This is a genomic window from Streptomyces sp. NBC_00466, assembly GCF_041433995.1.
Lineage (GTDB): Bacteria > Actinomycetota > Actinomycetes > Streptomycetales > Streptomycetaceae > Streptomyces.
On the sequence record NZ_CP107896.1, the window covers coordinates 1,861,978 to 1,888,113 of the forward strand.

The following is a 26,136-nucleotide window of genomic DNA, read 5'->3' on the forward strand; positions in this document are numbered from 1 at the left end:
GCAGCAAGGATGAGTCCAACAGATGGTTGCCATCACAGCGATCGCGTATCACGATGGATCGATGGAACTCCGCCAGCTCACGTACGCCGTCGCTGTCGCCGAGACCGGCAGTTTCACCCGCGCCGCACACCGCTGTTTCGTGGTGCAGTCCGCGCTCAGCCACCAGATCGCCCGCCTGGAGGACGAGTTGGGCACCCGGCTGTTCGAACGCACCAGCCGCCGGGTGCAGATCACTCCGGCCGGTGAGGTGTTCCTGGGGCCTGCCAGGGAGGCGCTCGCGGCCGTCGAGCGGGCCCGCAGTGAGGTGATCGCGTGCGGCAGCGAGGTGCGCGGCCGGCTGAGCATCGGCACGATCACGCCGCTGGCCGCGGTGGACCTGCCCGACCTGCTCGCCGCCTACCGGGACCGGTATCCGGCGGTACGCGTCACACTCCGCGCCCGCATGGTCAGGGACCTGCTGAGCGAGGTGCGCGAACACGCCTGCGACATCGCCTTCGTGGACAGCAGGCCGGAGAGGACGACCGGGCTCGCCGTGCGGGTCCTGGCGCACGAGGACCTGGTCGCCATCGTCCCGCACGGGCACCGGCTGGCCGGGGCGCCGCGGGTCGCCCCGGCCCGGCTGGCGGAGGAGCCCATGGTCGACATGCCGCCCGGCTCGGGCATCCGCCGCCACAACGACGCCGCTTTCGCCGCGGCCGGCGTCCCCCGCACGGTCGCCTTCGAGGCCGACACGATGGCACTGCTGGAACAGCTGGTGGCGCGCGGCCTCGGCATCAGCCTCGTCTCCGCTCCGACGGCCGCCCGGATGCCCGCGGTGAGCACGGTGGCGCTGACCGGTGTGCCGCCCAGGGCGGTCCAGGCGGTGTGGCGCGCCGCCGGGGCCTCACCGGCGGCGCGCGCCTTCCTCCAGCTCCTGCGGGAACGGACGCCGGAGGCCCCGGGGGCGGAGGGATCGGAGGCGTCGGAGTAGGGGGTCCGGCAGGAACGGACCGGAGAACCGGCGTTGCTGTCGGACGTTTTGCCGGTGTCGGATTTCAGGCGTCGGATTTCAGGCGTCGGATTTCAGGCGTCGGGCCCGAGTGCTTTCCCGTGGCTGCGGCCGGAGCCTGCCCGGCGGATGTCCCGGGCGGCCAGGGCGATCATGACGGCGGGAATGAGAACGTCGTTGGCCAGGATGCCGCCCGTGTTCCCGGCGGCGTGGTCGCCGTTGGCGAACCACTGGTAGACGTGGCCGATCACGGCTCCCCACAAGAACGCGGCTGCCGCCAGCCCGCTGGTGAGGCGCTCGCGCGGCGACGCGGACGCGCCACGGAAGCCCAGCACGGCGAGGCCGAGGTTGGCGAAGGCGATCTCGAACTGGAACGGCGAGTGGGCGAAGCCGATGGTGTCGGCCATGGCGTTCGGGACGGCCAGGAACGAGATCGTGATCCAGAGACTTCCGATGCCGAGGGCGCCGACGGCCCACCAGCGCTGCCAGATCTCCGCCGCCGACCGGTCCGCGCTGCGGCGGCGGCAGCTCAGCAGCGCTCCGATGGCGGGCACCAGCACGAAGAGCAGCGGAAACGTGGTCTGCACGGCGTAAGGGAGAGTGTCCATGCTTTTGAGTGTTGCATGGTTAATATTAACCGCGCAAGTATCCGGTAGGGTGGGCGCATGGACGAAGGACTGGCAGAGCTCCTGTACCGCGTGGACATGCTGATGAGCGAGGCGGCCCGGCGCCGCTCCGGCCCGGACCAGCGCCTCTCCCACAGCCAACTGCGGCTGCTGGGCACCCTTGAGGAGATCCAACCCGCCACCCAGCACCAGCTCGCCGAGGCCCTGGCCCTGTCCGACCCCGCCGTCAGCCGCGCCCTGCGCCCACTGGAGGCGGAGGGGTACGTGACGGTCAGCGTCGACCCCGCGCACCGGCGCCGCCGGCTGGTCACCCTCACCCCGACGGGCCAGGCCACCTTCCTTGCCGAGGGCAAGCCCCTTGAGGAGGAACTCCGCACCGCCCTGCTGAAGGCCGGCTTCCCCTACGACCGCTACCTCGCGGACACCCACCGGCTCGCCGAGCTGCTGACCCCCGAGGAGCCACGGCGCGGAGCCACGGCCCGGCAGCCGCACGGCACACCGGAACCATCGCCGGCAGACGACGCGTAACACGCCGGTGGCCCGCCCCGGCCCGCCCGGACGCATCGAGTCCGAACAGGACCGACCGGGGCGGGCCACCGGACGGACGCCGAGCCCTAGTACATGCTCAGCAGCTGCTCCACACTCAGCTCCGGCGCCGGAGCGCCGTCCGGCAGGGCCAGTTCGAACCAGACCGTCTTGCCGCGCGGGGTCCTCCGTGAGCCCCAGGCCGCGCTGAGCATTCCGACCAGCTGGAGCCCCCGGCCGCCCTCGTCCGTATCGCGGGCGCGGCGTCGGCGCGGCTGGACCAGGCCCGCGTCCCAGACCTCGCAGACCAGGGTGCGGTCGAGCAGCAGCCGGAGCCTGATCTCGCCCTCGCCGTACCGCAGGGCGTTGGTGACCAGTTCGCTGACCAGGAGTTCGGTCGTGTCGACCAGATCCTCCAGGCCCCAGGCGACCAGCTGTCCCCGGGCCAGCTCACGGGCCCGGCCCACCGAGCGCGGCTCGCGGGGCAGCTGCCAGTCGCCGACCGCGTCGGACGGCAGGCCCTGGATACGGGCCATCAGCAGGGCGATGTCGTCCTCGCCGTGCTGGGTGTCCAGCGTGTTGAGCACATGGTCGCAGACGTCCTCGAGCGGGCGCTCCGAGTGGGTGAGGGCGTCGCGGAAGGCACTCAGGCCCTCGTCCAGCGGATGTTCGCGGGACTCGACCAGGCCGTCGGTGTAGAGCGCGAGGAGTGCGCCCTCGGGGATCTCTACCTCGACCTCCTCGAACGGTTCGCCGCCGACCCCCAGCGGCATACCGGGCGGCACGTCGAGCAGCAGCGCCTGTTCGCCGGGTTCGACCAGGACGGGGGGCAGATGCCCGGCGTTGGCGAAGGTACAGCGCCGGGTGACCGGGTCGTACACCGCGTAGACGGCGGTCGCGAGATAGACCTCGGAGAGGTCGGCCTCACGTGTCTTGCGCGCGGCGCGCGAGGCCTGCTGGGTGCCGCTCGGGGTGCCGAGGCCGCGGGCGATCTCGTCCAGCGCTTCGAGTACTTCGGCGGGCTCCAGGTCCAGCAGGGCCAGCGTCCTTACGGCGGTGCGCAGTTCACCCATCGCGACGGCGGCCCGCAGCCCGTGGCCCATGACGTCGCCGACGACCAGCGCGGTGCGGTGTCCGGGCAGCTCGATGACGTCGAACCAGTCGCCGCCGACCTCGCTCGCCGTGTTGCCGGGCAGATAGCGGCAGGCGATGTCGAGCCCGGCCGCCTCGGGATCGCCGGGCGGCAGCAGGGAACGCTGCAGTATCAGGGCCCGTTCGTGTTCACGCCGGTACAGCCGGGCGTTGTCCATACAGACCGCGGCGCGCGCGGCCAGCTCCACGGCCAGCGAACGGTCCCGCTCCCCGAACGGCTCGCTCCCCTTCGTACGGGAGAACTGCACCAGACCGACCACGGTGTCGTGGGCGACCATCGGCACGGCGAGGGTGGACTGTACGTGGCTGCCCGGGGCGCCCGGTACGGAGCGCACCTTTCCGGTGCGCAGGGCGCTCGCACACGGCGAGTGGAAGGCGTAGCGGTGGACGGCGCCGAGCACCGGCCCGTCGTCCGATTCCTTCAGCAGGACGTCGGACACCGCGCTGGCGTAGGCGACGCGGCGCAGCTCGGCGCTGCCGTCCGCGCTGCCCTTCGGGGACTCGTCACCGGCCAGCAGGCCCTGGTACAGGTCGACCGACGCCAGGTCACAGAAGCCGGGGACGGACACGTCGAGGAGTTCCCGGGCGGTGGTCTCCAGATCGAGCGAGTTCCCTATCCTGGAGCCCGCCTCGTTGAGCAGGGCGAGATTGCGCCGGGCGTTGGCGGCCTCGCGGGCCGCGACATGACGGCGCGTGACATCGGTGCCCAGACCGGCGACACCGATGGGGACGCCCGCCCCGCTGTGCACGCGGTAGAGGTTGACCGACCAGTGCCTGCGCTCGGGGCTGCCCGGCGCCGAGCCGATCAGCTGGAGGTCGGTGACGGGACGCCCGGACTCCAGGACCCGCTTCAGCGCCGCGGTCATCCGGTCGGCCTCGGCGCGGGCGAGATAGTCGTGGACCGTACGGCCGCGGTGCTCCGCCACCTCGTCCCCGAAGAGCTCCGCGAACCGCTTGTTGACCCGGCGCACCGTGAGGTCCGTACCGAAGAGCAGGAAGCCGAACGGAGATTGGCCGAATATGGCCTGCGAGGACGCGAGGTCGGTTTCGATCCGCCGCAGCACCCTGACATCAACAATGATGCAGACAGCGGCCCTTCCGCCGTCGGCCGTCTCGGTGGGCATCACATAGAGCTCGGCGAGCCCCTGCGTCTCCGGGCGGTCCGGCATCCGGAAGGGGACCAGACCGGTCCACTCCTTGCCGTCGAGGATCTCGCTGACTCTGCCGTGTCCTCTGCCGCGCACCTCCGCGGGCAAAAAAACCTCGACCGGGTCCACGCCCACGGCATCGCGTGCGTCCACCCCGAACAGCTCTTCGGCCCGCTTGCTCCACTGCTCCACCAGCCCGTCGGCCCCGATCGAGAACGACGCAACCCTGATGTAGTCATAGATCGAACCGGGCGGACTGCTCTGCCATACGACATCGCCCGTCGCACCGGATATATCGCTCACGCGACCGTCCCCTCCAGCTCACCACGCACCGAACCGACCAAGGTGGCACCCGCAGTATTCAGCACTACGGACCCCAGCGGCACGGCGTTCACGATCACAGCACGGTCTCAGTCACTTTCGGACACTCCGGCCGCGATCGATTCCCACCCTTCTCCTAACCAGGCTGAGCCAGCTCGAACCACACCGTCTTGCCCGATCTGCCGCGCGCAGTCCCCCAGCGCTGCGCCGAACAGGCCACGAGCTGCAGCCCCCGGCCGCCCTCGTCATCGGGCCCCGCCGTCCTCTCACGGGGCGGATCCGGAAGCGGATCGGAAACCTCCACCCGGAGCGTGGCTTGATCCAGTCGCGCGACCCTGACCCCGATCGGGCCGGACGCGTGCCGCATCGAGTTGGTCACCAGCTCACTCACGAGCAGCATGGCGACGTCACCGAACGAGCCGTCGAGCTCCCAGGTGCGCAGAGTGTCCCGAACCGCCCGGCGCGCGAGGCGTACGGCATCGGGCTCGGCGGGGAAGATCCACTCGGCACATCCGCCTTCGGTGTCGATCAAGCGATCACTTCCCCAGGCCGACCACGGACATACGCGCTGACGCGCTGATAAACAGCTACTAACCAGCACATACCCTGTATCGCTTGCAGATATCGACTACGCCGTGCCATATGCCGCACAGGGCCACGAACGGCGCACATCAGCGCGGGTATATCCGTGTGGCGTATCAGCATGGGTGCTATGGGTGCCGGCGCGTGAGTGTGAGCGCGTGCGTATCAGTGGGCGCGTATCAGCACGTGCGCGTCAGCGCCTGCGCATCAGCGCGATGCGCGAGGTGCCGGCCCGCCCCGTGTCACCCCTGGAGCCGGGCCCTCAGACGGCGCGCCGCCTCGGCCACCGCGGGGCGGTCCTGGTCCAGCCAGTCGACGGTGTCGATCTCGTCAGGTCCGAGCCAGCGCAGCGCGTCGTGATCCTCCAGCGGACGCGCCTCACCGGAGATCAGCCGCGCGGTCCACACCTGGAGCACGAGACCGCGGCCGAGCGGCCATTCGCCGGGGATGCGCTCCAGCGGCTCCGTCTCGACGCCCAGTTCCTCGCGCAGCTCACGCACCAGCGCCTGCCCGGCGCTCTCCCCCGGCTCCAGCTTCCCGCCGGGCAGCTCCCAGCGGCCCGCCAGCTCGGGCGGCGCGCTGCGGCGCGCGGCGAGCAGCCGCCCCTGGTCGTACAACGCTCCACCCACGACGACGCGATCAGCCATGGGCCGAGCCTATCGAGACCCCGGCGGGGCCCCGGCCCACCAGGACCCGGACGCCCGCCGCGGGGCCACTACCGCGCTCTACTGCACACTCTGGCCGATGCGTTCGATCCAGTACATCTGCCGGTGCCCGCTGACACCGAGGGTGTCGGCGGTCTGCTGTGCCTCGTCTCTCGTCGCGTACCTTCCGACGCGATAGCGATTGCCGTTGTCGTCCTCACGTATCACCTGCCACAGGAGCATGGCGTTCCCGCTGTCCGTCATCGCGTGCCCCCGTCGTACGCCGGCGTGCAGGCCATCTCTAATCCCCAGGAAACCGCAGTCTGCATATGCCCGAGCGTACGCCTGACCCTTACTGAGCGAATACGTATTCTCACAAAGAGGTACGCATCAAGCCACTCTGCAATTTCCATTGAGTACACGACGGAGCGTCAGGCCACCGCAGGGCCCACTCCGGGCCGCACCACGGACACCCTTCAGCTACCCAAGAGAGCAGGCACCGCAACGGATTCGGGCATGGCTCCGCCCAACTCCCGCCCGGGAAGCGGCATCGACCGGTCCGGCCACGTCAACTGCCCAGGCACCGACCGGCCCGGCGTCACCGGGCCCGGCGGCTCACTTCACCGGCAAGTGGTACGCGATCCGGTAGCGGTCGGCCGGGACGACGATGTCCGCCGTCTCCACCGCCCGCCCCGACGCGTAGTACGTACGGGAGATGACCACCACCACATGGCCGGGCACCCCGCCGAGCGCGAGCAGCTCCTCGGCCAGACCGGGCCGGGCGCCGACCTCCTCGACGACGTTGTCGACGACGATGTCGATCGCGGCCATCCGTTCGACGACGCCGCAGCCGCCGAGCGGCCCCTCTTCGGGGAGCATCACCGGTGTACGCCCGGTGATCGCCAGCGGCTCCCAGGAGGTGGACAGCATCATCGTTTCGCCTGAGTCGCGGTAGACGTACCGCGTGCGCATCACCCGCTCACCCGACGGGATGGCGAGCCGCAGCGCGATGTCGGTGTCGGCGACGTCCTGCTCACTGCTGGACTCCCAGGTGCCGCGCACGCTCTCGTCGGCCTGCTCCTGCCGGAACGGCGTCGCGCCGTCGGGCAGCCGGTAGCCGGAGCGGGCGATGCGGCGCGGGACGAGCCGCTCCCGGACATACGTGCCCGATCCCGAGCGGCCCTCGACCAGGCCCTCGGCCATCAGCACCTTGCGCGCTTCGAGGGCGACCGTGTCGGAGACCCCGTACTCCTCGCGGATGCGGGCCTGTGAGGGCAGCCTCGTGTGCGGTGGCAGCGAGCCGTCGGTGATCTTCTGCCGAAGATCACTCGCGACGCGCAAATAGGCCGGCTGCTCACCGAAAGTCACTGGCCACTCCCCATGCAGGTTGACAGACCGCAACAGCGTGACAACCGTGGGTTGTTGGCCGCAAGCAGGGGCCTGAGTTTCACCCGAAGTGATGAAGAGTGCCCGGCGAAACCCTCCGTCGGCAGGGCACAGTTGGTCGACTTCGTTCGGCGTTCGGCGTTCGGCGTTCGGCGTTCAGCGCGCGGGTGGTGCCGTGAGGTACGACGAACGCGGCTGCGGCGCAGCCGCGTTGAAGGGCGGCGCGCCGCAACCGCGGTGCGTGATCGGGCGGGTGATCAGCCGAGCAGCTTGATGACCGCGTCGGTGGTGTCCGTCTCGCCGAGGCGCGGGAAGATCCGCTCGACGGCGTTGCGGTGGGCCTCCGGGTCCATGTCGGTGACGGCGTCGGTGGCGACGGTCACGTGGTACCCGTGCTCATGCGCCGAGCGGGCCGTCGACTCGACGCCGATGGCTGTGGCGATCCCGGCCAGGACGACCTGAGTGACGCCCTGGCGGCGCAGCTGCATGTCGAGGTCGGTGCCGTGGAAGGCGCCCCAGGTCTGCTTGGTGACGACGATGTCACTGTCCTGCCGGTTCAGCTCGGGCACCAGCTCGGCCCAGTCCGCCGGGGGCGTGCCGCCGCCGGCGGGCGACTCATTGCGGCCGGGCGCACCGCCCGTGACGCGTACGAGGACGACCGGCAGGTCGTGCGCGCGGAAGGCGTCGGCCAGCCGCGCGGCACGCTCGACGATCTCGGCGGCGGGGTGCGCGGTCGGCAGGCCGACGATGCCCTTCTGGAGATCGACGAGGATCAGCGCGGTCCGGGTGTCGAGGGTGGTGGCTGTCATGGAGTGGCTCACTTTCGGTTACGGGCACGGAGCGCCCGGTCGGAGACGGTCAGTGCGACGAGCACCAGACCGAGGACAACGGAGACGGCAGCCATCAGATGCAGTCCGCCGTCGCTCGCCCGCTGCCCGTAGGCGAGGGCGATGAGGCTGGAGGCCGTGATGGCGCCGATGTACTGGGCGGTCCGCTGGAGGCCGGCGGCCGAGCCGACGGCGTCGGCGGGGGCGTACTGGTAGACGGCGGCCTGGTTGCTGGTGCCGATCAGCCCCTGCGGGATGCCGAAGCAGGCCCCGGTGATGAGCAGTACGGCGACCGGGGTGGCGCCGCTGGCGAGGATCAGCAGGGCGCTGCCCGCCGTGACCAGGACGGCGGCGGTGGTGAGCGGGGCCCGGATCCCCTTCGTACGGGCCCCGAGCAGCGAACACACCAGCGCGGCCACGGACATGGGAAGCATCAGCAGACCGGTGTGCAGGGAGGAGAAGCCGCGGCCCTCCTCCAGCCACTGGGTGAATCCGTACATCACGCAGTAGATGACGAGATAGCTCAGGCCGTGCCGGAGGTAGGTGCGGGCGAGTGCGTGGTTGCGGCCGAGCATCCGCAGATCGATGAAGGGGTCCGGGCACCGCAGCTGCCACCAGGTGAGGACGGCGGCGAGGACGGCGACGGGGCCGAGCAGCCACCACACCGGGTGGGACAGGTCGAGGAGGAAGAAGACCAGGGCGGTGAGGGTGCCGGTGAAGAGCACGATGCCGAGCGGGTCGAGCCCGGCGGGTTCGCGGGTCGCGCCGGCGCCCGCGGCCGCCCGCTGTCCGTCGTCCTTCGGGATCCACCACATGGCACAGACGAAGGCGACGAACGCGAGCGGCACATTGACAGCGAAGATCGCCCGCCAGCCCCAGGTCGCGACGAGCAGCCCGCCGAGAGTGGGGCCGACGGCGGCGCTGCCGAGCGCGGCGAAGGAGAGGCGGCCCAGGACGGTACGGGGGGTGGGGCGGCCGAGCCTGCGGGACTCGGAACGCAGTACGGCCATGGCAGCCGGATAGGCGGCGGACGTGCCGATTCCGAGCAGCAGCCGGGAGGCGATCAGCCAGCCGAAGCCGGGTGCGAAAGCACCGACGAGCCCGGAGGCGGCCACGACCGCGAGCCCGGCGAGGAAGACCCGGCGCGGACCGATGGAATCGGCGAGCCTGCCGAGCACGGGCTGGGCGACGGCGCTGGCCAGGTAGAGCACCGACACCAGCCAGACGGTGCTGGAGGCGCCGATCCCGAAGTGGTGGCCGATCGACACCAGGGCGGTGGAGATCATGGTGGTGTTGAGCGGATTGAGCAGCGAGCCGAGCAGCAGGGGGGCGGTGAGGCGGGCCCCGAATCCGGCCTCGGGGGCGGGGCCGGTGGCGGAGGCGGGGCCGGTTACGGAGGCCGGACCGGTGGCGGGACGGGGGTCCGCGTCCCGGCCCGTACCTATGCCGGAGGCCGCATCCGCGCCTATGTCCGCGTCCGTCACCTCTGCACCAGCCGTTCGAGCAGCGCGACGGCGTCGGCGAGCGTGCGCCGCTCCGCCGGGTCCAGTTCGTCACTGATGGCGAGCGCGAGCCAGCCCTGCTTGTCGGCGCGTACGCCTTCGAGCGTGCGGCGGCCGAGATCGGTGAGCGACATGACGGACTGCCGTCCGTCCGTCGGGTCGGGGGCACGCTCCACCAGGGCACGGGCCTCCAGGGCTGCGACGGTGAGCCGCATGGACTGGGGCCTGACCAGTTCGGCGCGGGCCAGCGCGGCCGTGGTCATCGATCCCTCCCGGTCCAGCAGGGAGAGGGCCGACCGCTGCGACTGCGTCAGCTCAAGCCCGGGAGACGTCCGCCGCAGCCGCCGCGCGACGTGCCCGAGAACGACCGCGAGCTCGGCTGCGATCTGCTCGGGGCTGGGTTCGTCGTGGGAGGTGGCCATGACATCACCGTAAAAGATAGACAGGCAGCCTTGCAAGTTCCCCTGTCCATCTATCCCCCTCTCCCGTATCCCACTCCCCCGCCCTCGCACCGCCGCGCCCTTGCGCCCTTGCGCCTCCGCGCCCGCATCCGCGTGGCGTTCCGGCCGCCGGGTACCCGTACCCCCATGGACATCCACTCGAAAGCGCTGCTGGCAGTCGTCGCGCTCGTACTCCTGGCGACGCTGGCGGTCACGGTCGTCCTCGCCGTACGCCTGTTCCGCGCCCGGCGCTTCCTGCGCGACGCGGGCATCCCCCTCCAGAACAAGCTCGCCTTCTGGGGTGCGCTGATCTACACGATCAGCCCGGTGGACCTGCTCCCCGACCCCGTCTACCTGGACGACATCGGCGTACTGCTGCTCGCACTGCGCTCACTGGAGCGGGCGGCCCGCCGGGGAGCCCCGCGGAAGCCCGGACACCCGGCGGGAAAAGCGGGAAAAGACGCGACCGTTCGGCCCGGGTGGTGAACTTTTCGGCCGTTTCGATCATCGGATCCTGTGATGCCAGAAACGGAAGGGCACCATCCAGAGGCGGGGAGTTGAGGAGTTGGCGTGCCGTACGACCTGTCGGCGCGGCAGCCCAGTTGGCGAGAACCCGCCCTCCCCGGGCCCTTGATCGACTGACCGGCCGACCACTGGAACCTTCTGCCCCCCGGACGCCGTCCTTCCCACCGTACGGGCTCGCCGCCACGCAGTCCCGTGCCTGCCCGTTGCGGCCACCGCGCCGCCCGTCCATGACACAGGACAGACTCAAGTGAACTCCATGTCTTCTTCCGACACCCTCGACACCTTCGAAAGCATCAGCACCCTCGAAAGCATCGACACAGTCGAAACCATCGACGACATACGCAACCGCTTCTTCCCCGTGCGGCTCCCGGGCGCGGGCAGCGGAACCGGCCGGTGCGTCGACGAAGCGACGTTCCGGGAGGCGGTCGGACAGATCTACGCCACCGTCTTCCCCGACCGGGACGCCTACCCGTACCGCCCCAAGTCCGAGGAGCTGGCCGCGGAATACCGGACGCTCCACCAGGAGCGGATCCTCATCGAGGACGGCGACGGAAAGGTGATGGGGTGGATGAAGGGCCGGATGGCGGACCCCGACACCTTCTACCTGGGCACCAGCGGAATGCTGCCCGAATACCGCGCACAGCGCGTCGCCGCCCTCTGCTACGTCAAGCTGCTGGAGTACCTGCAGGCGCTCGGATACGAGCGGGTGGTGTCCGAGCACCACCCGAGCAACCGCAGCGCGATGATCTTCCAGCTCAAGCACGGATTCAGCATCGAGGGCATGAGCCTGGACGAGCGCTGGGGACCGATGGTCAAGATGGTGCGCTTCTTCGACAAGGACCGCCAGGCCGAGTTCGACCGGCGCTTCGGCTTCGAGCAGTACCCGAAGGGCGCCTGACCGCGCCCTCCTCCCACGCGCCGCACACCGCGGCCGACGCCTGATCCCCCGACAGGACACCCCGCCACCACCGCCCGTGACCGAGCGGCGGCTCACTACCGAGCCGCCGCCCCGGGGCGTGCCCGGAACAGGGGACCGTCCACGCCCCCCACACACTCAGCAACCCGATGAGGAAGCGTGCACATCACCTACCTGCTCGCCACTGGCAGCAACGCGATCTACGACGGAAAGTACAGCCAGCACGGGCGCTTCCACACCTACGGCCAGCAAAGCTTCGTCCTCGACCTGATCGGGACCATGAGCAGAGCGGGCCACACCGTGCTGCTCATCGTCGACACCCCCGCCAGCTTCGCGCTGACCTCGACGTTCCGCGGCATGGACTCCGTCACCGTGACGGAGGAGATCGACCCGTCGGGCAAGACCGATCTGATCCTGGTCGACGAAGTGCCCGACGAGATGCTGATGCACTTCGACGAGGGCATACCGGCGTTCAGGATCGTCCACCACGCGGGCCGCCGCTCGTCCGACTACCTCGTCTCGCGCTGCGCGCGCTTCCTCTGCATGACGGAGAACGCGCTGTCACTGCAGCAGAAGTACCTTCCCCCGGACCGGGCGGTCCTCCTCCACCAAGGCATCGACCTGGAGCGCTTCCCCGCCGTCCTCACCAAGAGCAGCGCGCGGCGGCCGCGGGTCCTGCTCTACTGCCGGATGGACTCCGGGCGCGAGGCCCTCCTCGGCCGGATCATCGAGAACATGGACCGCGAGGAGCTCCTCGTGTACGTGGCGGGCGACGGCCCGGGGTTCTGGGACACGAGCGACCGCTTCGGCAGCGAGATCATCCTCATCAACCACGTGCCGTGCCAGTCGATACCCAACCTGCTCGGGGAGATGGACGTGGTCATCTCGCTCGGGCGCGGTGCGATGGAGGCCATGGCGACCGGCATTCCGACCCTCTGCGCGGGCCACCACTACGCCGGCCCCGTCACGGCGGACAACATCGCCTCCCTCCTGCGGTACAACCTCACCGGCGCCGACAGCGACCGCGACCCGTCCCTCGTCATGACGGACATCCGCGAGGCACTGGACAGCGACCGGCGGGCCGTGCGGGCGCTGGCGGAGGAACGGCTGTCCGCCGACGCCTTCATGGAGGGAGTGTCCGACCTGTACGCGCAGGTCGCCGGATGACGAACGGGACAACCGGGCTCCTCGCGACCCGCAATCCACGGCTCTACTACGCCGGGTTGATCGTCTCCCAGATCGGCACCAACACCCAGCTCGTGGCGCTGGGCTGGTTCACGTACCAGCTCAGCCACAACGCGCTGGTGCTCGGTGTCGTCACCGCGGCGCCGATCTTCACGATGCTGCTGTTCAGCCAGGTGGGCGGACTGGCCGCCGACCGCTTCCCGCCGCGCCGGGTACTGCTGTGCACCCACTCCCTGCTCGCCCTGCTGGCCCTGCTGCTCGGCCTGTTGGCGCGCAGCGGTTCGCTCGCGGTGTGGCATCTCGTGGTCAGCGCGCTCTGCGTCGGCAGCATCAACGCGATCGGTCTGCCGACGGAGCAGGTCTTCGTCTCGGAAGTCGCGGGCGATGCCCTGCTCAAGCGGGCGGTCACGCTCAACAACGTCATCCTCAACCTGTCGTTGGTCGTCGGCTCCTCCCTCGCCGGCCCCCTCATGGGGGCGGTCGGCCTGGGCGGGGTGATGCTGCTGAACGGGCTCTCCTATCTGACGATGCTCACCGCGCTCCTCCTCGTCCGCCCGGCACAACTCCACGTCCGTCCCCGGCGTACGGGCGGACGGCCTCAGGTGCGCAGCGCGTGGGGGTACGTGCGGCACAGTCCCGGCCTCACGCTCCTGCTGCTCGTCATCGGCACCGTCGGCCTCTTCGGTACGAGTCTCCCCTCGCTGCTGCTCCTGCTGACGTCCAGTGAACTCGCGGGGCAGGCAGGGGCGTACGGCATCCTGCTCGCCGTCATCTCCGTCGGCTCCCTCATCGGGGGCTGGCTGACCTGGCGGACCAACGTCGTGCTGGGCACGGTGCTGGTGGGCAGTCTCCTGCTCGGGATCCTCGAACTCGCCACGGCGGCCATGCCGTCCCTGCTGACCCTCGGCATCGTGCTGCTGCCGGTCGGAATGGTCTCCCTCGTCCTGCGGGCGGGTCTGCTCAGCCTGGCGCAGCTCCAGACGATGCCGCAGTTCCGCGGCCGGGTGATGGCGATCTTCCAACTCGTCTACCGGACGGGCTGGTTCCTCGGCACCCTGGCCGCGAGCTGGGTGGCGCAGACATGGGGCCCCCGTCCGGCGATCGCGTGGGGCGGGGTGGCGGTGACGTCGGTCGTCGCGGTGATCATCCTGGTGATGACGGCGTCCCGGGCGATGTCGGTGTCGCTGGTCGCTCGGCGCGTTCCCCGCGTCAGCATCGCCCTCGTACCGGAGCCCGAGGGCCGCCACCGGCGTCCCCCGCGCCACCTGGCCGCGGATTCCTGAGGGGCTGCGGAGGGCTGCGGGGGGGGCGCGGGGGAATCCCGCCAGCCGGAAATTCGACCACTGGGAAGGCTATCCGGGCGCGACACCGGGCGATTATGCTCGCGCAGTATCGCAGGCCCGATGGTGGCCGACCCAGGGGGAATCAACGCGTGCGCGATCCCTTTTCCCCGTTCCTGCTCGCGACCGGATGGGCGCAGCACGACGGGGTTTTCGCGCCGACGCTGTGAGACACGATGCCGGAAAGGCATTTCCGGGTGTCTCCTCCCTTTCTCCGAATACGGAACAGCGATAACGGCAATGGCCGGACCGGTCCGATCGGTCCGGCCGGCACCTGCCGTCAGTCACGACAGATTCGACGAAGTGAGGACGAACTCGATGAAGAAGCGGACGGTCTCCGCATTACGGCGCGTCGCGGCGGTATCTGCCGCGGTGACGCTTCTCTCGGTGGGCGTCGCGGGTTCCGCCACCGCCACCACCGGCGCCTCCGGATCGGCCACCCCGGACTGCCAGGCCACCACCGTCACCGTCCCCCTGGGCTCGGGCACCGGGAAGATGTGGGGCGAGCTGTGCCGTCCGGCCGGGACGTCGCCGAGCACCGTGGTGACGATGGTGCACGGCGCCACCTACAACCACAACTACTGGGACTTCCCTTACAAGCCGGACACCTACTCGTTCAGCCGGATGCTGAACCGGGCCGGGTACGCCACCTTCGTCGTCGACCGGCTCGGCGCGGGTAACAGCACCGTCCCGCCGAGCTCCCAGTTGAACCTGACCGTCGAGGCCGGCCAGCTGCACAAGGTCGTACAGGACCTGCGGGCCGGCCGAATAGGCGGAACCGGCTTCAAGAAGGTGGTGATGGGCGGGTACTCCCTCGGCTCCGCGGTGTCGGAGATCGAGGCATCGACGTACCACGACGTCGACGCGTTGCTGGTCACCGCCCTGGGCCACTACAACAACCCGGCGGGCACGCAGGCGATCATCGAGAACGGCCAGGACCCGAACACCGACCCGGTGATCGGCGGCCGGCACCAGTACGACGCCGGCTACGCCACCACCAAGCCGGGCAGCCGCAAGACCATCTTCTACGCCGACCAGCCGATGGACCCGGGTGTGCTCGCCACGGACGAACTCCTCAAGGACGCCAACGTCTTCGGCGAGGCGAGCGACCCGCTGATCACCGATCCTTCGGTCAGCAAGGCGATCAACGTCCCGGTCATGTTCGCCCTCGGCGACCACGACCCGCTGATGTGCGGTGCCGGCTACGAGGACTGCACGTCGACGGCGGCCCTGCGCGCCCAGGAGTTGCCGTTCTGGAGCTCCGCGCCCAGCTTCGACGCGCTCCTGCTCCCGAACTCCGGGCACGGTCTGAACCTGGTGCCCAACACCGGTGTCTACCAGACGGCGGCCAGGTCCTGGCTGGACCGGGTCGTCGGACACGGCTGACAGCCGTCCGGCTCCCTGAGCGCATGGGGCGCCGGCACTCCTGAACCGAAGCCCCCGGTCCGCCGTGCCCAGTGGCACGGCGCCCGGGGGCTTCGGTACGGGCACCGCGACCGGACACACGAAATGCCCGATGGCCCCCGGTCAAGGGGTGCCATCGGGCATGACGTACGCGCTGACATCGAGCGGAGCCCAGGCGGAGCCCAGGCAGCGGGGGGTCACCCGCTCAACCGGCCGGCTCGCCCCCGTCCGGGCCCGGCGACCGGTCCTTGAAGAGGAACACCGCGTTGGCGGGGCAGACCCGCGCCGCTTCGCGTACGGATTCGGCCAGTTCGGGTCCTGGCTCGGACCGCAGCACCTCGGCGACCTCCGCGACGTCGCTCATCCGGAAGACCTCGGGAGCGGCGTCCACGCAGTGGCCGTACCCCGCGCAACGGGTCAGATCCACCTCGACGCGCGCCACCCGCCTCTCCCCGCCCTGCTCCCGGCGCAGCGGCATCAGAGCAGTACGCCCATGTTGCCGGGCAGGGTCTCGGGGTCGAGGACGACGCGGTGCTCGACGAAGCGGAGCCCGTCGTCCGTCCGCGTGAGGACGTCGTCGTAGCGACCGCAGACATGGAAGCGGGACATCTCGATGCGGTCGGTGACGTACAGGACGACATACGCCTCGGCCTTGATCAGGCCGTCCCCGGTCTCCCGGGCGCGCACGTTGGTGACGGTGTGCAGGGTCCGGGTCGGGTTGTGGCGCAGATAGCCGTTCATGTAGGCGGCGCGCTCCTTCAGAGCGCCCAGTCCCCGGTCGGTGTACCACCACATGCCGGTCGTCGAGACGTTGTTGTGCGTGCCGACGGCGTACAGCCCGGTGCCGAGGAACAGGCCGACCCAGTCATTGGGGCGCTTGTCGTCCATCGTCAGGGCGTAGGACACGTAATGGTCCTCGACCTCGCTACGCAGGCCGGGTGAGGCCGTTACCACTGTGGACATGGCGGCGTCGCGCCTTCCTTCCGTCGTCGGGCTGCTCACGACTCGTCCTGGAGGTACTGCTGGTAGACCCGGAAGAACTCGCGCTGCGAGTACTCGTCGCGTACGTCGGCGCCCTCACCGCCGCGGCCGGGCGCGACCCCGCGGGTGAAGAGGTTGTACTGGCCGCCCTCACCGCGCACACCGATCTGGCAGCGGGCCGCCGCCTCGGTGTCGTCGCAGCTGAGCTTGCCCCACGAGCCCTGGGTGTCGGCGAGGTTCTCCAGCAGCTCCTGGCGCGTCGCCTCGTCGTCCTCGATGTCCGAGTAGACGGTGATGTCGACCCGGGCGCTGTCGACGCTGAGCGGGGTGACCGTCTGGATGTACCCCGCCTTCATGCCGCGCGGGGTGTCCTTGGGGCCGGGCTGGACGTCGAGGTTGGGGAAGAGCGCGAGCACTTCCTGCCGGATCTCCGGCGGTCCGCCGCCCTCGAAGCCCCCGAAGCCCTCCGGCGGTCCGCCGCCCTCGAAGCCCTCGAAGCCCTCGGGCGGGCCGGGCGGTCCCTGGGCGAGCATGCTGCTCCAGCCGACCGGCATGGTGCCGTCCGAGAAGTCCACGCCGCTGAATCGCTGGAGGGCGCGGGCGTACTTCGGCGGGTCGAGCGGAGGGAAGGCCCACTGGAGGACCGAGTGCCCCGGCGACGCGCCCCAGTTCCAGCCGCGCGCGGTGGTGCCGGCCAGCAGGTCGCGGATGCTGCGGTGGGTGAATTCGGCGTGGTAGTCATCCTGGAAGTTCTCGTGCCAGAACTTCCAGTTGCCCTGGTAGATCCAGCTGTTGCGGCCGATCGGCTCGATGCCCCGCACATACGGCGCGAGGTGGTCGCTCATCTCGCCGAGGAAGTCGGTGAGCGACGGCACCGCCGGCCGGAGCGCGACGAAGACCAGGTCCTCGAAGGTGTCGCAGTGCACCGGCTTCAGGCCGTACGCGCCGCGGTCGAAGTCCGGTCCGTAGCCCTCCTCGTAGGGCACGCCGGTGAGGTCGCCCTTCAGGTTGAACGACCAGGCGTGGTACATGCACTTGAGGACCTGGCCCTGGTTTCCGCACCGCTCGCCGGTCAGGACCGCACCGCGGTGGGTGCAGGCGTTGTGGAACGCGCGGATCTCCCCGTCATTGCCCCGTATCACGAGCACCGGCTGGTCGGCGATGGAAACCGTGAAGTAATCGCCGGGCTTCTTCAGGTCGCGGGTGAGGCAGGCATAGTGCCAACTCCGGGCGAATATCCTTTCCTTCTCCAGCGCGAAGATCTTCTCGCTGGTGTAGATTTCCCGGTCCACCACCCCCGTGGCGAGATCGGTGCGAAAATCCGGGCTCAACTTCATGTTGCGACCTCCATATGGGCACGCGAACGTCGGCATGCCCGCACAAGATTCGTGACGATTGTGGCAACCGCGTGAGTTCATCGTCAATGATCAGCGAAGCGCCGGACCCCCTTGTCCGACTGGGGAAATTTCCCAGTCGGACAAACCCCTGGAACATTTCCCGCCTTCATTGACAGGCAACGGATTCCCGATGACTCTCGGACGGGGCATCGACCTGCGCATCGCCCTGCTCATCGACCTGCGCAGGCGAACACCGACCAGCCGCCTCCAGCCGTTCGCGGACGCCGCCCGCAGGGGCGGGGGCTGATGTTCCCGACGCGCCCGCACCCACCCGACCTCGGAGTTCGTGATGTCTCTCTTCCGGCTGGACACCAGCATCCTCGGCACCCAGTCCAGCACCGGCACGCTCGCCGACCTCGTGGAGCAGGAGTGGCGCGCCGCCGCCCCGGACGTGCCGGTGGTCCGGCGCCACCTCGGTGAGGCCCCGCTGCCGCCGACCGCCTGGGCCGCCGCGGTGGCCACCCAGTTCGCTCCCCCGGACCGGCACACACCCGAGCAACGGGACGCCGTGGCGCTGGCCGCGTCGCTGGCCGACGAGCTGATCGCCGCCGATGCCCTGATCCTCGCGGCGCCGCTCTACAACTTCGGTGTCTCCCAGCACCTGAAGACCTGGGTGGACCTCGTCATCACCGATCCGCGGATGGCCCCCAGCGGGGACAAACCGCTGACGGGCAAGCCGGCGGTGCTGCTGACCGCCCGGGGCGGCGCCTACGGGCCGGGGACCCCGCGGGACGGCTGGGACCACGCCATCGGCTGGATGCGCCGCATTTTCAGCGATGTCTGGAATCTGCAACTCACCGTGGTGGAACGCGAGTTGACCCTCGTCGGATTCGATCCGGCGCTGGACCGGTTCACCGAGCTGGCCTCTCGCATCCGGATCACCGCCGAGGAACAGGCCCGCGCTGCGGGCCGGGACCTCGCCCAGCGCGAGGGCGCCTTCCCCGGCTGAGCCGTAACTCCCACCCACCGCCCGACAAGGAGGACATCGTGCCCGCACGCACGGGTAGGCAGTACCTCGACAACCTGAAGTCGCTCAACCCCGAGATCTATCTCAACGGCCGCCGCATCGCGCACGTCACCGAGGAGCCGGTCTTCGCCGGCCCGCTGCGGACCATCGCGGAGCAGTACGACCTCCAGCTGGACCCGCGGTACGTCGACGTCTGCACCTATGTGTCCCCCACGACGGGCGAACGGCTGTCGCGCTCGTTCCAGCCGTGCCGGACCAAGGAGGAACTGGTCGCCAAGCGGCGGCACTTCCAGCTCCGCGCCGACCACACCTTCGGGATGATGGGCCGGACGCCGGACTTCATGAACGCCTTCGTCCTGGGCTGGAACACCAACGCCCCGGTGTTCGGTGAACTGGACGAGCGATTCGGCGAGAACGCCCGCCGGTACTACGAGCGGGTGCGGGACAACGACCTCTTCATGACGCATGTGCTGATCAACCCGGCGATCGACCGGTCCAAGACCTCGTCCCAGCAGGAGGACCCGTTCCTGCACCTGGGGAAGGTACGGGAGACCGACGAGGGAATCGTCGTCCGCGGCGCGAAGATGCTCAGCACCATGGCACCGTTCGCGGAGGAGCTCGTGGTCGTCCCCTTCGGGGGCATCGCCCCGGGCGACGACGACTACGCGGTGGTGTTCACGGTCCCCATCGACACACCAGGGCTGAAGTTCATCTGCCGCGAACCGGTGGCACCGGCCGGCCGGACGGAGTTCGACCACCCGCTCAGCAGCCGGTTCGAGGAGATGGACTGCATCGCCGTCTTCGACGACGTGCTGGTCCCGTGGGACCGGGTCGTCGTCGACGGCCGGCCCGGCAGCCGTGATCTGGTCAACCGGGTGCTCGGCAGCGACCCGAGCGTCCTGGTGGTCAACGGCGCCCGGAGCCTGGCCTCGCTTGAGCTGCTGTGCGGCATCGCGACAAAGATCGCCGACGCGACCGGGATCGACAACTTCCTGCATGTCCAGGAGAAGCTCGGTGACCTGATCTCCCGGCTCGACACCCTGCGGACGCTGTTCTACGGCGCCGAAGCCATGGCCGCGCCACTGCCGGACGGCACCTGGGTGCCGTACCTGCCGGGGATCATGGCCTTCCATATGCAGACCGCGCCGACGCACCGCCGGATGGTCGAGGTCATCCAGATCCTGGCGGCGGGCAACTTCTTCTACGCGCCGTCCGGCGGGGACTTCGCCAACGAGGAACTGCGCCCGTTCATCGACCGGTTCGTGCGGGGCCGTCCGGGTGTCCCGGCGGAGGAGCGGGTCCGGCTGTTCAAGCTCGCCTGGGACGTGGCAGGCGACGGGTTCGGCCAGCGGCTCATGCAGTACGTGAACTACTACAGCGGCGACCCGGTGCGGCTGACCGCCGGGCTCTACCTCGGCGCGGACAAGAGCGAGATCCACCGGGCGGTCGAACGGGCGCTGGCCGGCTCGGACCGGAGCCTGGACATCCCGCTCCCGCCCGAGGTGCTGGAAATGGCGGCCCCGCCGCAGCCGACCAAGCCGCTCACCGGGATGTACCCGGCGAAGAGCCAGCCGTCGTCGTAGTGGCCGCCGTGGTGTGCGAGCGGGGAATCTCCCCACTCGCACACCACGATCACCGGGCGGCCCGGAGGCCTGGGTATTAGCATTCAGGGGTCCTTGCACTCGTAGTGCAGGGACCCCTCACAGCCTCCGGCCACTTCCCGGCCGGCGCACGGCGGACACCTCGATTCCCGGCGCGGCCGGGAACACGGAAGGACGACGATGGCGAGCACGGGCCGGTTGATCATCAGGGGCGTCGTCGGCGGACTGGCCATCGGCTTCGGCGGCCGGAAGCTGTTCGGCTGGTTCGGCGGCGCGGGCCACGAGCGGACGGCGGAGACCTTCGAGTCGTTCGGTTACCGCAACGGCCGGGTGATGGCCACCCTGGCCGGAGTCACCGAACTGGCCGCGGGTGTGGGCCTGGTGACCGGGACGGCCACCCCGCTGGCCGCGTCCGCCCTCATCGGGGAGATGGTCAACGCCGCGGCGGTGCACCGGCGGCAGGGCCTGTGGGCCGAGAACGGCGGCTACGAGTACCCGCTGGTGCTGGCCACGGCCGCGACCTGCCTGGCCTGGGACGGCCCGGGGTCGCTCTCCGTCGACCGCGCGCTCGGCCGCGAGCGGACCGGTCCCGCCTGGGGGCTGGGCGCTCTCGCGCTCGGCGTCACCACCGGGACGGCCGTGTGGCGTCTGCTCCGCGACGAACAGAAGTGATCTCACGGTGCCCGGCTCCCGCGCGGGAGCCGGGCAGCGTCATCCCATCGGGTGAACGCGGCAGGGTGGTGCGCGCGGCCGGAACACCGTCCGGGCAGGGTGGATCCGCCCCCTCACGGACGGCGCGGGCGCGGTGCCTGCCCTGACGTGATCGGTGACCCCGAACCGAGAGCGAGTACGTCATGCCTGCCCAGCGAACCATCGCGCCCGAGTCGACAGCCGCGCGAGTGGCCCTGTGGCGGGCCATGCACGTCCAGGTCGACGAGCCTCCGTATGTCCTGGAGGACGAGATCGGCCTGGAACTCGTCGGGCCGGGCGAGAACTGGCGCCGCCGCCCCGACATGGGCAGGAACGCCACCAGCGGGTTCCGCGCGGGCGTCGTCGCCCGGGCCCGGTTCGTGGAGGACCTGGTCGCCGAACGGTTCGCCGACGGCGTGCGGCAGTACGTGATCCTCGGCGCCGGTCTGGACACCTTCGCCCAGCGGCAGCCGGAACGTGCCGCCGAGATGCGGGTGTTCGAGATCGACCAGTACGGCCCGCAGGAGTGGAAGCGGAAGCGGCTGAGCGAGCTCGGCTACGGCGTACCCGAGTGGCTGCGGATGGTGCCGGTCGACTTCGAGGCGGACGAGGACTGGTGGGAGCGGCTGGTCGAGGCCGGCTTCGACCCGGACCGGCCGGCGGTGCTGGCGAGTACCGGAGTCAGCATGTACCTCACCAAGGACGCGGTCGCGGACACCCTGGCCAAGGCGGCGAAGACGGCCCCGGGCTCCGATTTCGCCATGACCTTCCTGCTGCCGCCCGAGACGGTCACCGCCGATGGCGGGAAGCCGCGGCACCCGATCCGGTTCCGCAGCTGCTTCACCGCCGACGAGATGCTTCGGCTGGCGCGCGAGTCCGGCTTCCGCGAGGTGCGGCACCTGTCGACGGCGGACCTCACCGAGCGCTACTTCACCGGGCGCCCGGACGGTCTGCTGCCGGAAGTCGGCGAGTCGTTCCTGCTGGCCCGGAGCTAGGGGCTGGAGTTGGGGCCCGGAGCTGGGGTCTGGCGGCACCTTGGCGACGGGCCCTGAGCTCTGAGCTCTGAGCTCTGAGCTCTGGCCGCACTTTGACGACAGGCCCCTAGCTGTACTGCCCTCGTACCCCGGTGCCCGGCTTGCCCGCAGGCGCCGCCGGTTCCGCCGGTTCCGCCCGCGGCGGCTGGGGGCCGGCGAAGTCCCGGCTGCGGATCAGTACGGTGGCCAGCGCGCCGCCCACCAGTGCCAGCAGACCGCCGGCGAGCAGCACGGCGTTGAGGGAGTCGGCGTATCCGGTACGGATCGCGTCGGCCAGCACGCCACGGACGTCCGACGGTGCGAGTGCCACCGCGTGATCGGCGACTCCCCGGTGCACCGCGCCGGCGATCTGCCCGGCTTGGCCGCGCAGCGCCGGCACTCCGGCCAGCCGCTGCTGGAGCGTCGTGTGCAGGGACGCCGAGAAGACCGTGCCGTAGCAGGCGACCCCGACCGCGATACCGATCTGCCGGAAGGTCTGGTTGGCTCCCGAGGCCATCCCGGACCGCTGCGGCGGCACAACGCCCACCGCCGTCGAGGCGAGCGGCGGATTGACCAGGCCGGCGCCGATGCCGGAGACGACGAGCCCGGGTATGAGATGGGTCCAGTCGGACCCCGCGGTCAGGCCCCGCATCAGCAGCAGTCCCGCGCCCACCAGGCCAAGACCCGGGCCGATCAGCCACCGCACCGGCACCCGGCTGCTCAGCCGGCCGGCGGCGAAGGCGGCGACGAAGGTGAAGGCGGAACCGGCCAGCAGCCGTACGCCGGTGACCAGCGGGCTGCCGCCGAGGCCGTTCTGCAGATAGAGGACGAGGTAGAGGAAGACCGCGTACAGGGAGGCGTTCATCGCGAAGGCCGCCACCGAGCCGCCGACAAAGGTCGGGATGCGCAGCAGCGACAGGCTGAACATCGGCTCCGTCACCCGCAGTTCGATCACCGCGAACGCCACCAGGCAGAGCGCCGCCAGGCCGAGCCAGAGGGGCACGCCGTGCCCGCCCCAGCCGGTTCCGCTCGCCGTGATCAGCCCGTAGACCAGACTGAACAGCCCGGCGGTCAGGGTCACCACGCCCGGCCAGTCGATCCGGCCGCCCCGCGGGACGCGGGACTCGTCCACCCTGCACACCGTGATGACCAGCGCGGCGATACCGACCGGCACGTTCACCAGGAAGATCCCCCGCCAGCCGACGCTGCCGGTGAGCACGCCGCCGAGTACCGGACCCAGACCGGTCGCGACACCCGCGACCGCGCCCCAGACACCGAAGGCCACCCCCCGTTGCCTGCCCTGGAAGGACCCGGCGAGCAGGGCGAGGGAAGTGGCCGACAGGATCGCGCCGCCGATCCCCTGCACCGCGCGGCACAGGACCAGCATCGACGCGTTCGGCGCGAGGCCGCAGAGCAGCGAGCCGCCGGTGAAGACCACCAGGCCGATGACGAACAGCCGCCGCCTGCCGTACTTGTCGGCGAGGAATCCTGCGGTGAGCAGCAGCGCGGCCAGCGTGAGGGCGTAGGCGTCCGTCATCCACTGCAGGCTGCCGAAGCCCGCGTCGAGCGCGTGCTGGATGTCCGGCAGGGCGACGACGACCACGTTGACGTCGATCAGCAGCATGAACATCGACGCGCACACCACCAGCAGCGTCCACCATCGGCGTTCCATCGGGCGGGGCCTCCTCGAATCGCTCGCTGGCGATTCTGGCACCGGCGCCCACCGGCGCCACCGCACGCGGGAAAACAGCCCGATGCTTCGTCAACTCGTATAGGAGAGGCCGACTTGACGCACCCACGGCTGCTTCTTTGACTGTCGGCGGCACCCGCACGAAATTCGGACCCATGACCCCAACGAATACCGAGAGCCCGCTGTTGTTCGATGTCCGGGCGCGTATACAGATCGCCGCGACGCCAGCCGAGGTATACGCGGTGGTCAGCGATTTGCCGCGGAGTACCGAGTGGAGCCCGGAGTGCACGGGCGGTGCGTGGGTGTCCGGCCGGCCGGCGACGGTGGGCGCCGTCTTCCGCGGCGAGAACCTGCGCGCCGATGACGTCGTCGCGTGGGCGCCCGTCGTACGCGGCACCTGGCGCACCGAGTCACAGGTGGTCGCCGCCGAGCCCGGACGAGTCTTCCGCTGGGCCATGCGGGACAGCACCGGGACCCCGCAGGACAGCGTCTGGTCGTACGAGATCGCGCCGGACGGCGACGGCTGCGTCCTGGTGCACGGGCTGCGCATGGGCACCGCGACCGAGGGGATCCGGGGGATCACCGCGGAGATGGACGAGGCCACCAGGAAGAAGTTCTTCGCCGACTGGACCGAGAAACTGGCCGGCGACCTTCAGGTCACGCTGCGCCGCGTCAAGGCAATCGTCGAGAAGGCGTGACCGGGCGGAGGGGCGGAACATGCTGCTGCAACGAGTGGGAAATCACGGAATCCGGCTGGGCACGCTCTTCGACCGGGCGGCCGCCCGCCATCCGGCCAACGTCGTGGCCCTCGACCACGATCTGGACCTGGCACCCGATATGGGCCGCCGGCTGACCGTCGCCGAAGCAGCGGACCTGGTCGACGACTTCGCGTCCCGGCTGTGGGCGGCCGGGGTCCGCGCGGGGGACCGGGTGGTCGTCTACAAGACGAACAGCTTCGACATCACCCTGCTGGCCTGCATGGTGGCCCGGATCGGCGCGGTTCCGGTGCTGCTGTCGCCGAAGCTCGACGGCGCGACCGTCGCCGAGCTGGTGCGCCGGGTCGACCGGCCCTATCTCGTCACGGACCAGGCCAAGTTGGACGGCGAACTGCCCGCCGCGGTCTTCGGGCACGCACGCCGGGTGCTGCTCGCCGCGGGCGACCACCCCGACGCCCTGCGGCTGCACGACCTGGCCGGTGCGGAGCGGGTGGCGCCGGTCGCCATGTCCGCCCACCATCCGACACTGATCACTCACACGTCCGGCACCACCGGCCTCCCGAAGCTGGCCGTGCACACCGGATGGACGCTGCAGGCCCGTTACCGGCCGCAGGCCGCCGCGGTCGCCCCGGTCCGCAAGCGGCGCCCGGTGGCCATGCATGTGTCCTTCGTGCACTCCCGGCTCTTCACCGCGATGGCCATCGCGCTGCTGCGCGGCTTCCCGCTCGTCCTGCTGGCCGACGACGACCCGCGGCGGGCCGCCGACCTGTTCGCACGGCTGCGCCCGGGTGTGGTCGAGGCCCACCCCAACACGTTCATGCGGTGGGAGGAGTTGGCGGACGACCCGCGGCGGCCGCTGGCACAGGTGAAGTACTTCAGCAGTACCTTCGACGCCATCCACCCCCGGACCGTGCGGCGGATGCTGCGGGCCTCCCGGCACCGGATGCCGGTCTTCGCCCAGCTCTACGGCCAGAGCGAGGCCGGACCGGTGGTCGGACGGATCTTCACCCGCTGGCGCGGCAAGGGCGCCGACGGCCGCTGTGTCGGGCACGCGTTCCCCGGCATGACCACGGTCCGGGTGGTCAGCCAGGACGGGCAGCCGGTGTCCGAGTCGTCCCCCGGATACATCGAGGTCCGCACCAACGGCAGGGTCCTGACGTACCTGGGCGAATCCGAGCGGTACGCCCAGCAGGAGCACGACACCTGGTGGCGGATGGGCGACGTGGGCTACCGCACCCGGTGGGGCTGTCTGCACCTGCTCGACCGCGAGGTCGATGTCATCCCCGGCTTCGGCAGCACACTGGCCGCCGAGGACGCCCTCTTCTCCGCGCTGGACGAGCTGGTGGAGGTCATCATCGTGCCCGGCCCTGACGGCGCGCCGGTCCCGGTGGTGTGCACCCGGGACAACAAACCGCTCGACATGATCGCGTGGGCCCGCGCCACGGCCGGTCTGGCCCCGATGGCCGAGCCTGTCCAGTGGTCCCAGGCCGACCTGCCGCAGACCGCCACCACCAAGATCAAGCGGCTGGAGCTGGCAGCGGCTCTGAGCAACGGGAACCGGGGCCGATAG

Annotated in this window: 26 protein-coding genes; 13 read left to right on the top strand and 13 right to left on the bottom strand. The window is 70.4% G+C overall.

Translation table 11 applies throughout. The features are described 5' to 3' along the window. Window positions 1-61 precede the first annotated feature (61 nt). Window positions 62-970, top strand: coding sequence for a LysR family transcriptional regulator (locus OG210_RS08185; protein WP_371535548.1), 909 nt, complete (start codon window positions 62-64; stop codon window positions 968-970). A 92-nt stretch (window positions 971-1,062) separates the two neighbouring features. Here the strand turns inward: OG210_RS08185 and OG210_RS08190 are convergent, their stop codons facing one another. Beyond that, complete coding sequence (locus OG210_RS08190) at window positions 1,063-1,596, bottom strand: DUF6790 family protein (protein ID WP_371535551.1); 534 nt, start codon at window positions 1,594-1,596, stop codon at window positions 1,063-1,065. 57 nt (window positions 1,597-1,653) lie between these two features. On the opposite strand from OG210_RS08190, the gene OG210_RS08195 reads away from it, so the two are divergent. Continuing rightward, window positions 1,654-2,142 (top strand): MarR family winged helix-turn-helix transcriptional regulator, encoded by a 489-nt coding sequence (locus OG210_RS08195; RefSeq protein WP_371535555.1) that lies wholly within the window; start codon window positions 1,654-1,656, stop codon window positions 2,140-2,142. Window positions 2,143-2,228: 86 nt separating this feature from the next. On the opposite strand, the gene OG210_RS08200 is transcribed toward OG210_RS08195, so the two are convergent. The 8 genes from OG210_RS08200 to OG210_RS08235 all read right to left on the bottom strand — a co-directional run bounded on the left by OG210_RS08200 (window position 2,229) and on the right by OG210_RS08235 (window position 10,123). Further along, the gene (locus tag OG210_RS08200) at window positions 2,229-4,742 is read right to left on the bottom strand and encodes a SpoIIE family protein phosphatase (protein WP_328331007.1); all 2,514 of its coding nucleotides are present in this window, start codon (window positions 4,740-4,742) and stop codon (window positions 2,229-2,231) included. 154 nt (window positions 4,743-4,896) lie between these two features. Continuing rightward, complete coding sequence (locus OG210_RS08205; protein WP_328331005.1) at window positions 4,897-5,292, bottom strand: ATP-binding protein; 396 nt, start codon at window positions 5,290-5,292, stop codon at window positions 4,897-4,899. Between the two features lie 292 nt (window positions 5,293-5,584). After that, window positions 5,585-5,989 (bottom strand): (deoxy)nucleoside triphosphate pyrophosphohydrolase, encoded by a 405-nt coding sequence (locus tag OG210_RS08210; protein ID WP_328331003.1) that lies wholly within the window; start codon window positions 5,987-5,989, stop codon window positions 5,585-5,587. A gap of 78 nt (window positions 5,990-6,067) precedes the next feature. Then, the gene (locus tag OG210_RS08215) at window positions 6,068-6,250 is read right to left on the bottom strand and encodes an SPOR domain-containing protein (RefSeq protein ID WP_328331001.1); all 183 of its coding nucleotides are present in this window, start codon (window positions 6,248-6,250) and stop codon (window positions 6,068-6,070) included. Window positions 6,251-6,601: 351 nt separating this feature from the next. Then, complete coding sequence (locus OG210_RS08220; RefSeq protein WP_328330999.1) at window positions 6,602-7,354, bottom strand: GntR family transcriptional regulator; 753 nt, start codon at window positions 7,352-7,354, stop codon at window positions 6,602-6,604. A gap of 275 nt (window positions 7,355-7,629) precedes the next feature. Further along, the gene (locus tag OG210_RS08225; protein WP_328330997.1) at window positions 7,630-8,181 is read right to left on the bottom strand and encodes an isochorismatase family protein; all 552 of its coding nucleotides are present in this window, start codon (window positions 8,179-8,181) and stop codon (window positions 7,630-7,632) included. Window positions 8,182-8,189: 8 nt separating this feature from the next. Further along, entirely contained in the window at window positions 8,190-9,644 is a 1,455-nt protein-coding gene (locus tag OG210_RS08230) for an MFS transporter (RefSeq protein ID WP_371540216.1), read from the bottom strand. 35 nt (window positions 9,645-9,679) lie between these two features. Next, window positions 9,680-10,123: a MarR family winged helix-turn-helix transcriptional regulator gene (locus OG210_RS08235; protein WP_371535561.1), complete on the bottom strand. Its 444-nt coding sequence runs from the start codon at window positions 10,121-10,123 to the stop codon at window positions 9,680-9,682. 165 nt (window positions 10,124-10,288) lie between these two features. Between OG210_RS08235 and OG210_RS08240 the strand changes: the two genes are divergently transcribed. From OG210_RS08240 to OG210_RS08260, 5 genes are all read left to right on the top strand, one after another. Beyond that, window positions 10,289-10,627, top strand: coding sequence for a YkvA family protein (locus tag OG210_RS08240; protein ID WP_328330993.1), 339 nt, complete (start codon window positions 10,289-10,291; stop codon window positions 10,625-10,627). Window positions 10,628-10,922: 295 nt separating this feature from the next. Further along, window positions 10,923-11,564 (top strand): GNAT family N-acetyltransferase, encoded by a 642-nt coding sequence (locus OG210_RS08245; RefSeq protein WP_328330991.1) that lies wholly within the window; start codon window positions 10,923-10,925, stop codon window positions 11,562-11,564. Window positions 11,565-11,741: 177 nt separating this feature from the next. Continuing rightward, window positions 11,742-12,749, top strand: coding sequence for a hypothetical protein (locus OG210_RS08250; protein WP_328330989.1), 1,008 nt, complete (start codon window positions 11,742-11,744; stop codon window positions 12,747-12,749). Further along, window positions 12,746-14,050, top strand: coding sequence for an MFS transporter (locus OG210_RS08255; protein ID WP_328330987.1), 1,305 nt, complete (start codon window positions 12,746-12,748; stop codon window positions 14,048-14,050). The genes OG210_RS08250 and OG210_RS08255 overlap by 4 nt, the downstream gene beginning before the upstream one ends. A 375-nt stretch (window positions 14,051-14,425) precedes the next feature. Beyond that, window positions 14,426-15,493 carry an alpha/beta hydrolase gene (locus OG210_RS08260; protein WP_328330985.1) on the top strand — a complete coding sequence of 356 codons (1,068 nt, stop codon included), beginning with the start codon at window positions 14,426-14,428 and terminating at the stop codon, window positions 15,491-15,493. A 223-nt stretch (window positions 15,494-15,716) separates the two neighbouring features. Here OG210_RS08260 and OG210_RS08265 read toward each other — a convergent pair whose 3' ends face one another. From OG210_RS08265 to OG210_RS08275, 3 genes are read right to left on the bottom strand one after another with little or no spacing between them, the layout of a single operon-like run. Then, window positions 15,717-15,989, bottom strand: coding sequence for a ferredoxin (locus tag OG210_RS08265; protein ID WP_328330983.1), 273 nt, complete (start codon window positions 15,987-15,989; stop codon window positions 15,717-15,719). Then, window positions 15,989-16,474: a nuclear transport factor 2 family protein gene (locus OG210_RS08270; protein WP_328330981.1), complete on the bottom strand. Its 486-nt coding sequence runs from the start codon at window positions 16,472-16,474 to the stop codon at window positions 15,989-15,991. The genes OG210_RS08265 and OG210_RS08270 overlap by 1 nt, the downstream gene beginning before the upstream one ends. 35 nt (window positions 16,475-16,509) lie before the next feature. After that, complete coding sequence (locus tag OG210_RS08275; protein ID WP_328330979.1) at window positions 16,510-17,829, bottom strand: Rieske 2Fe-2S domain-containing protein; 1,320 nt, start codon at window positions 17,827-17,829, stop codon at window positions 16,510-16,512. Window positions 17,830-18,178: 349 nt separating this feature from the next. Here OG210_RS08275 and OG210_RS08280 point away from each other — a divergent pair, with 349 nt between their 5' ends. The 4 genes from OG210_RS08280 to OG210_RS08295 all read left to right on the top strand — a co-directional run bounded on the left by OG210_RS08280 (window position 18,179) and on the right by OG210_RS08295 (window position 22,142). Beyond that, window positions 18,179-18,838, top strand: a complete 660-nt coding sequence (locus OG210_RS08280) for an NAD(P)H-dependent oxidoreductase (protein ID WP_328330977.1) — start codon at window positions 18,179-18,181, stop codon at window positions 18,836-18,838. A gap of 38 nt (window positions 18,839-18,876) precedes the next feature. After that, on the top strand, window positions 18,877-20,439 hold the full coding sequence (locus tag OG210_RS08285) for a 4-hydroxyphenylacetate 3-hydroxylase N-terminal domain-containing protein (protein ID WP_328330975.1): 1,563 nt from the start codon (window positions 18,877-18,879) through the stop codon (window positions 20,437-20,439). Window positions 20,440-20,637: 198 nt separating this feature from the next. After that, window positions 20,638-21,129, top strand: coding sequence for a DoxX family protein (locus tag OG210_RS08290; protein WP_371535570.1), 492 nt, complete (start codon window positions 20,638-20,640; stop codon window positions 21,127-21,129). Between the two features lie 182 nt (window positions 21,130-21,311). Continuing rightward, window positions 21,312-22,142 (top strand): class I SAM-dependent methyltransferase, encoded by an 831-nt coding sequence (locus OG210_RS08295; RefSeq protein ID WP_328330971.1) that lies wholly within the window; start codon window positions 21,312-21,314, stop codon window positions 22,140-22,142. Between the two features lie 106 nt (window positions 22,143-22,248). Here OG210_RS08295 and OG210_RS08300 read toward each other — a convergent pair whose 3' ends face one another. Continuing rightward, window positions 22,249-23,832 (bottom strand): MFS transporter, encoded by a 1,584-nt coding sequence (locus OG210_RS08300; protein ID WP_371535574.1) that lies wholly within the window; start codon window positions 23,830-23,832, stop codon window positions 22,249-22,251. Between the two features lie 173 nt (window positions 23,833-24,005). On the opposite strand from OG210_RS08300, the gene OG210_RS08305 reads away from it, so the two are divergent. Together OG210_RS08305 and OG210_RS08310 are read left to right on the top strand one after the other, a co-directional pair. Then, window positions 24,006-24,548 carry an SRPBCC family protein gene (locus tag OG210_RS08305; RefSeq protein WP_328330967.1) on the top strand — a complete coding sequence of 181 codons (543 nt, stop codon included), beginning with the start codon at window positions 24,006-24,008 and terminating at the stop codon, window positions 24,546-24,548. A 19-nt stretch (window positions 24,549-24,567) separates the two neighbouring features. Next, window positions 24,568-26,136, top strand: a complete 1,569-nt coding sequence (locus OG210_RS08310) for a class I adenylate-forming enzyme family protein (RefSeq protein ID WP_371535577.1) — start codon at window positions 24,568-24,570, stop codon at window positions 26,134-26,136.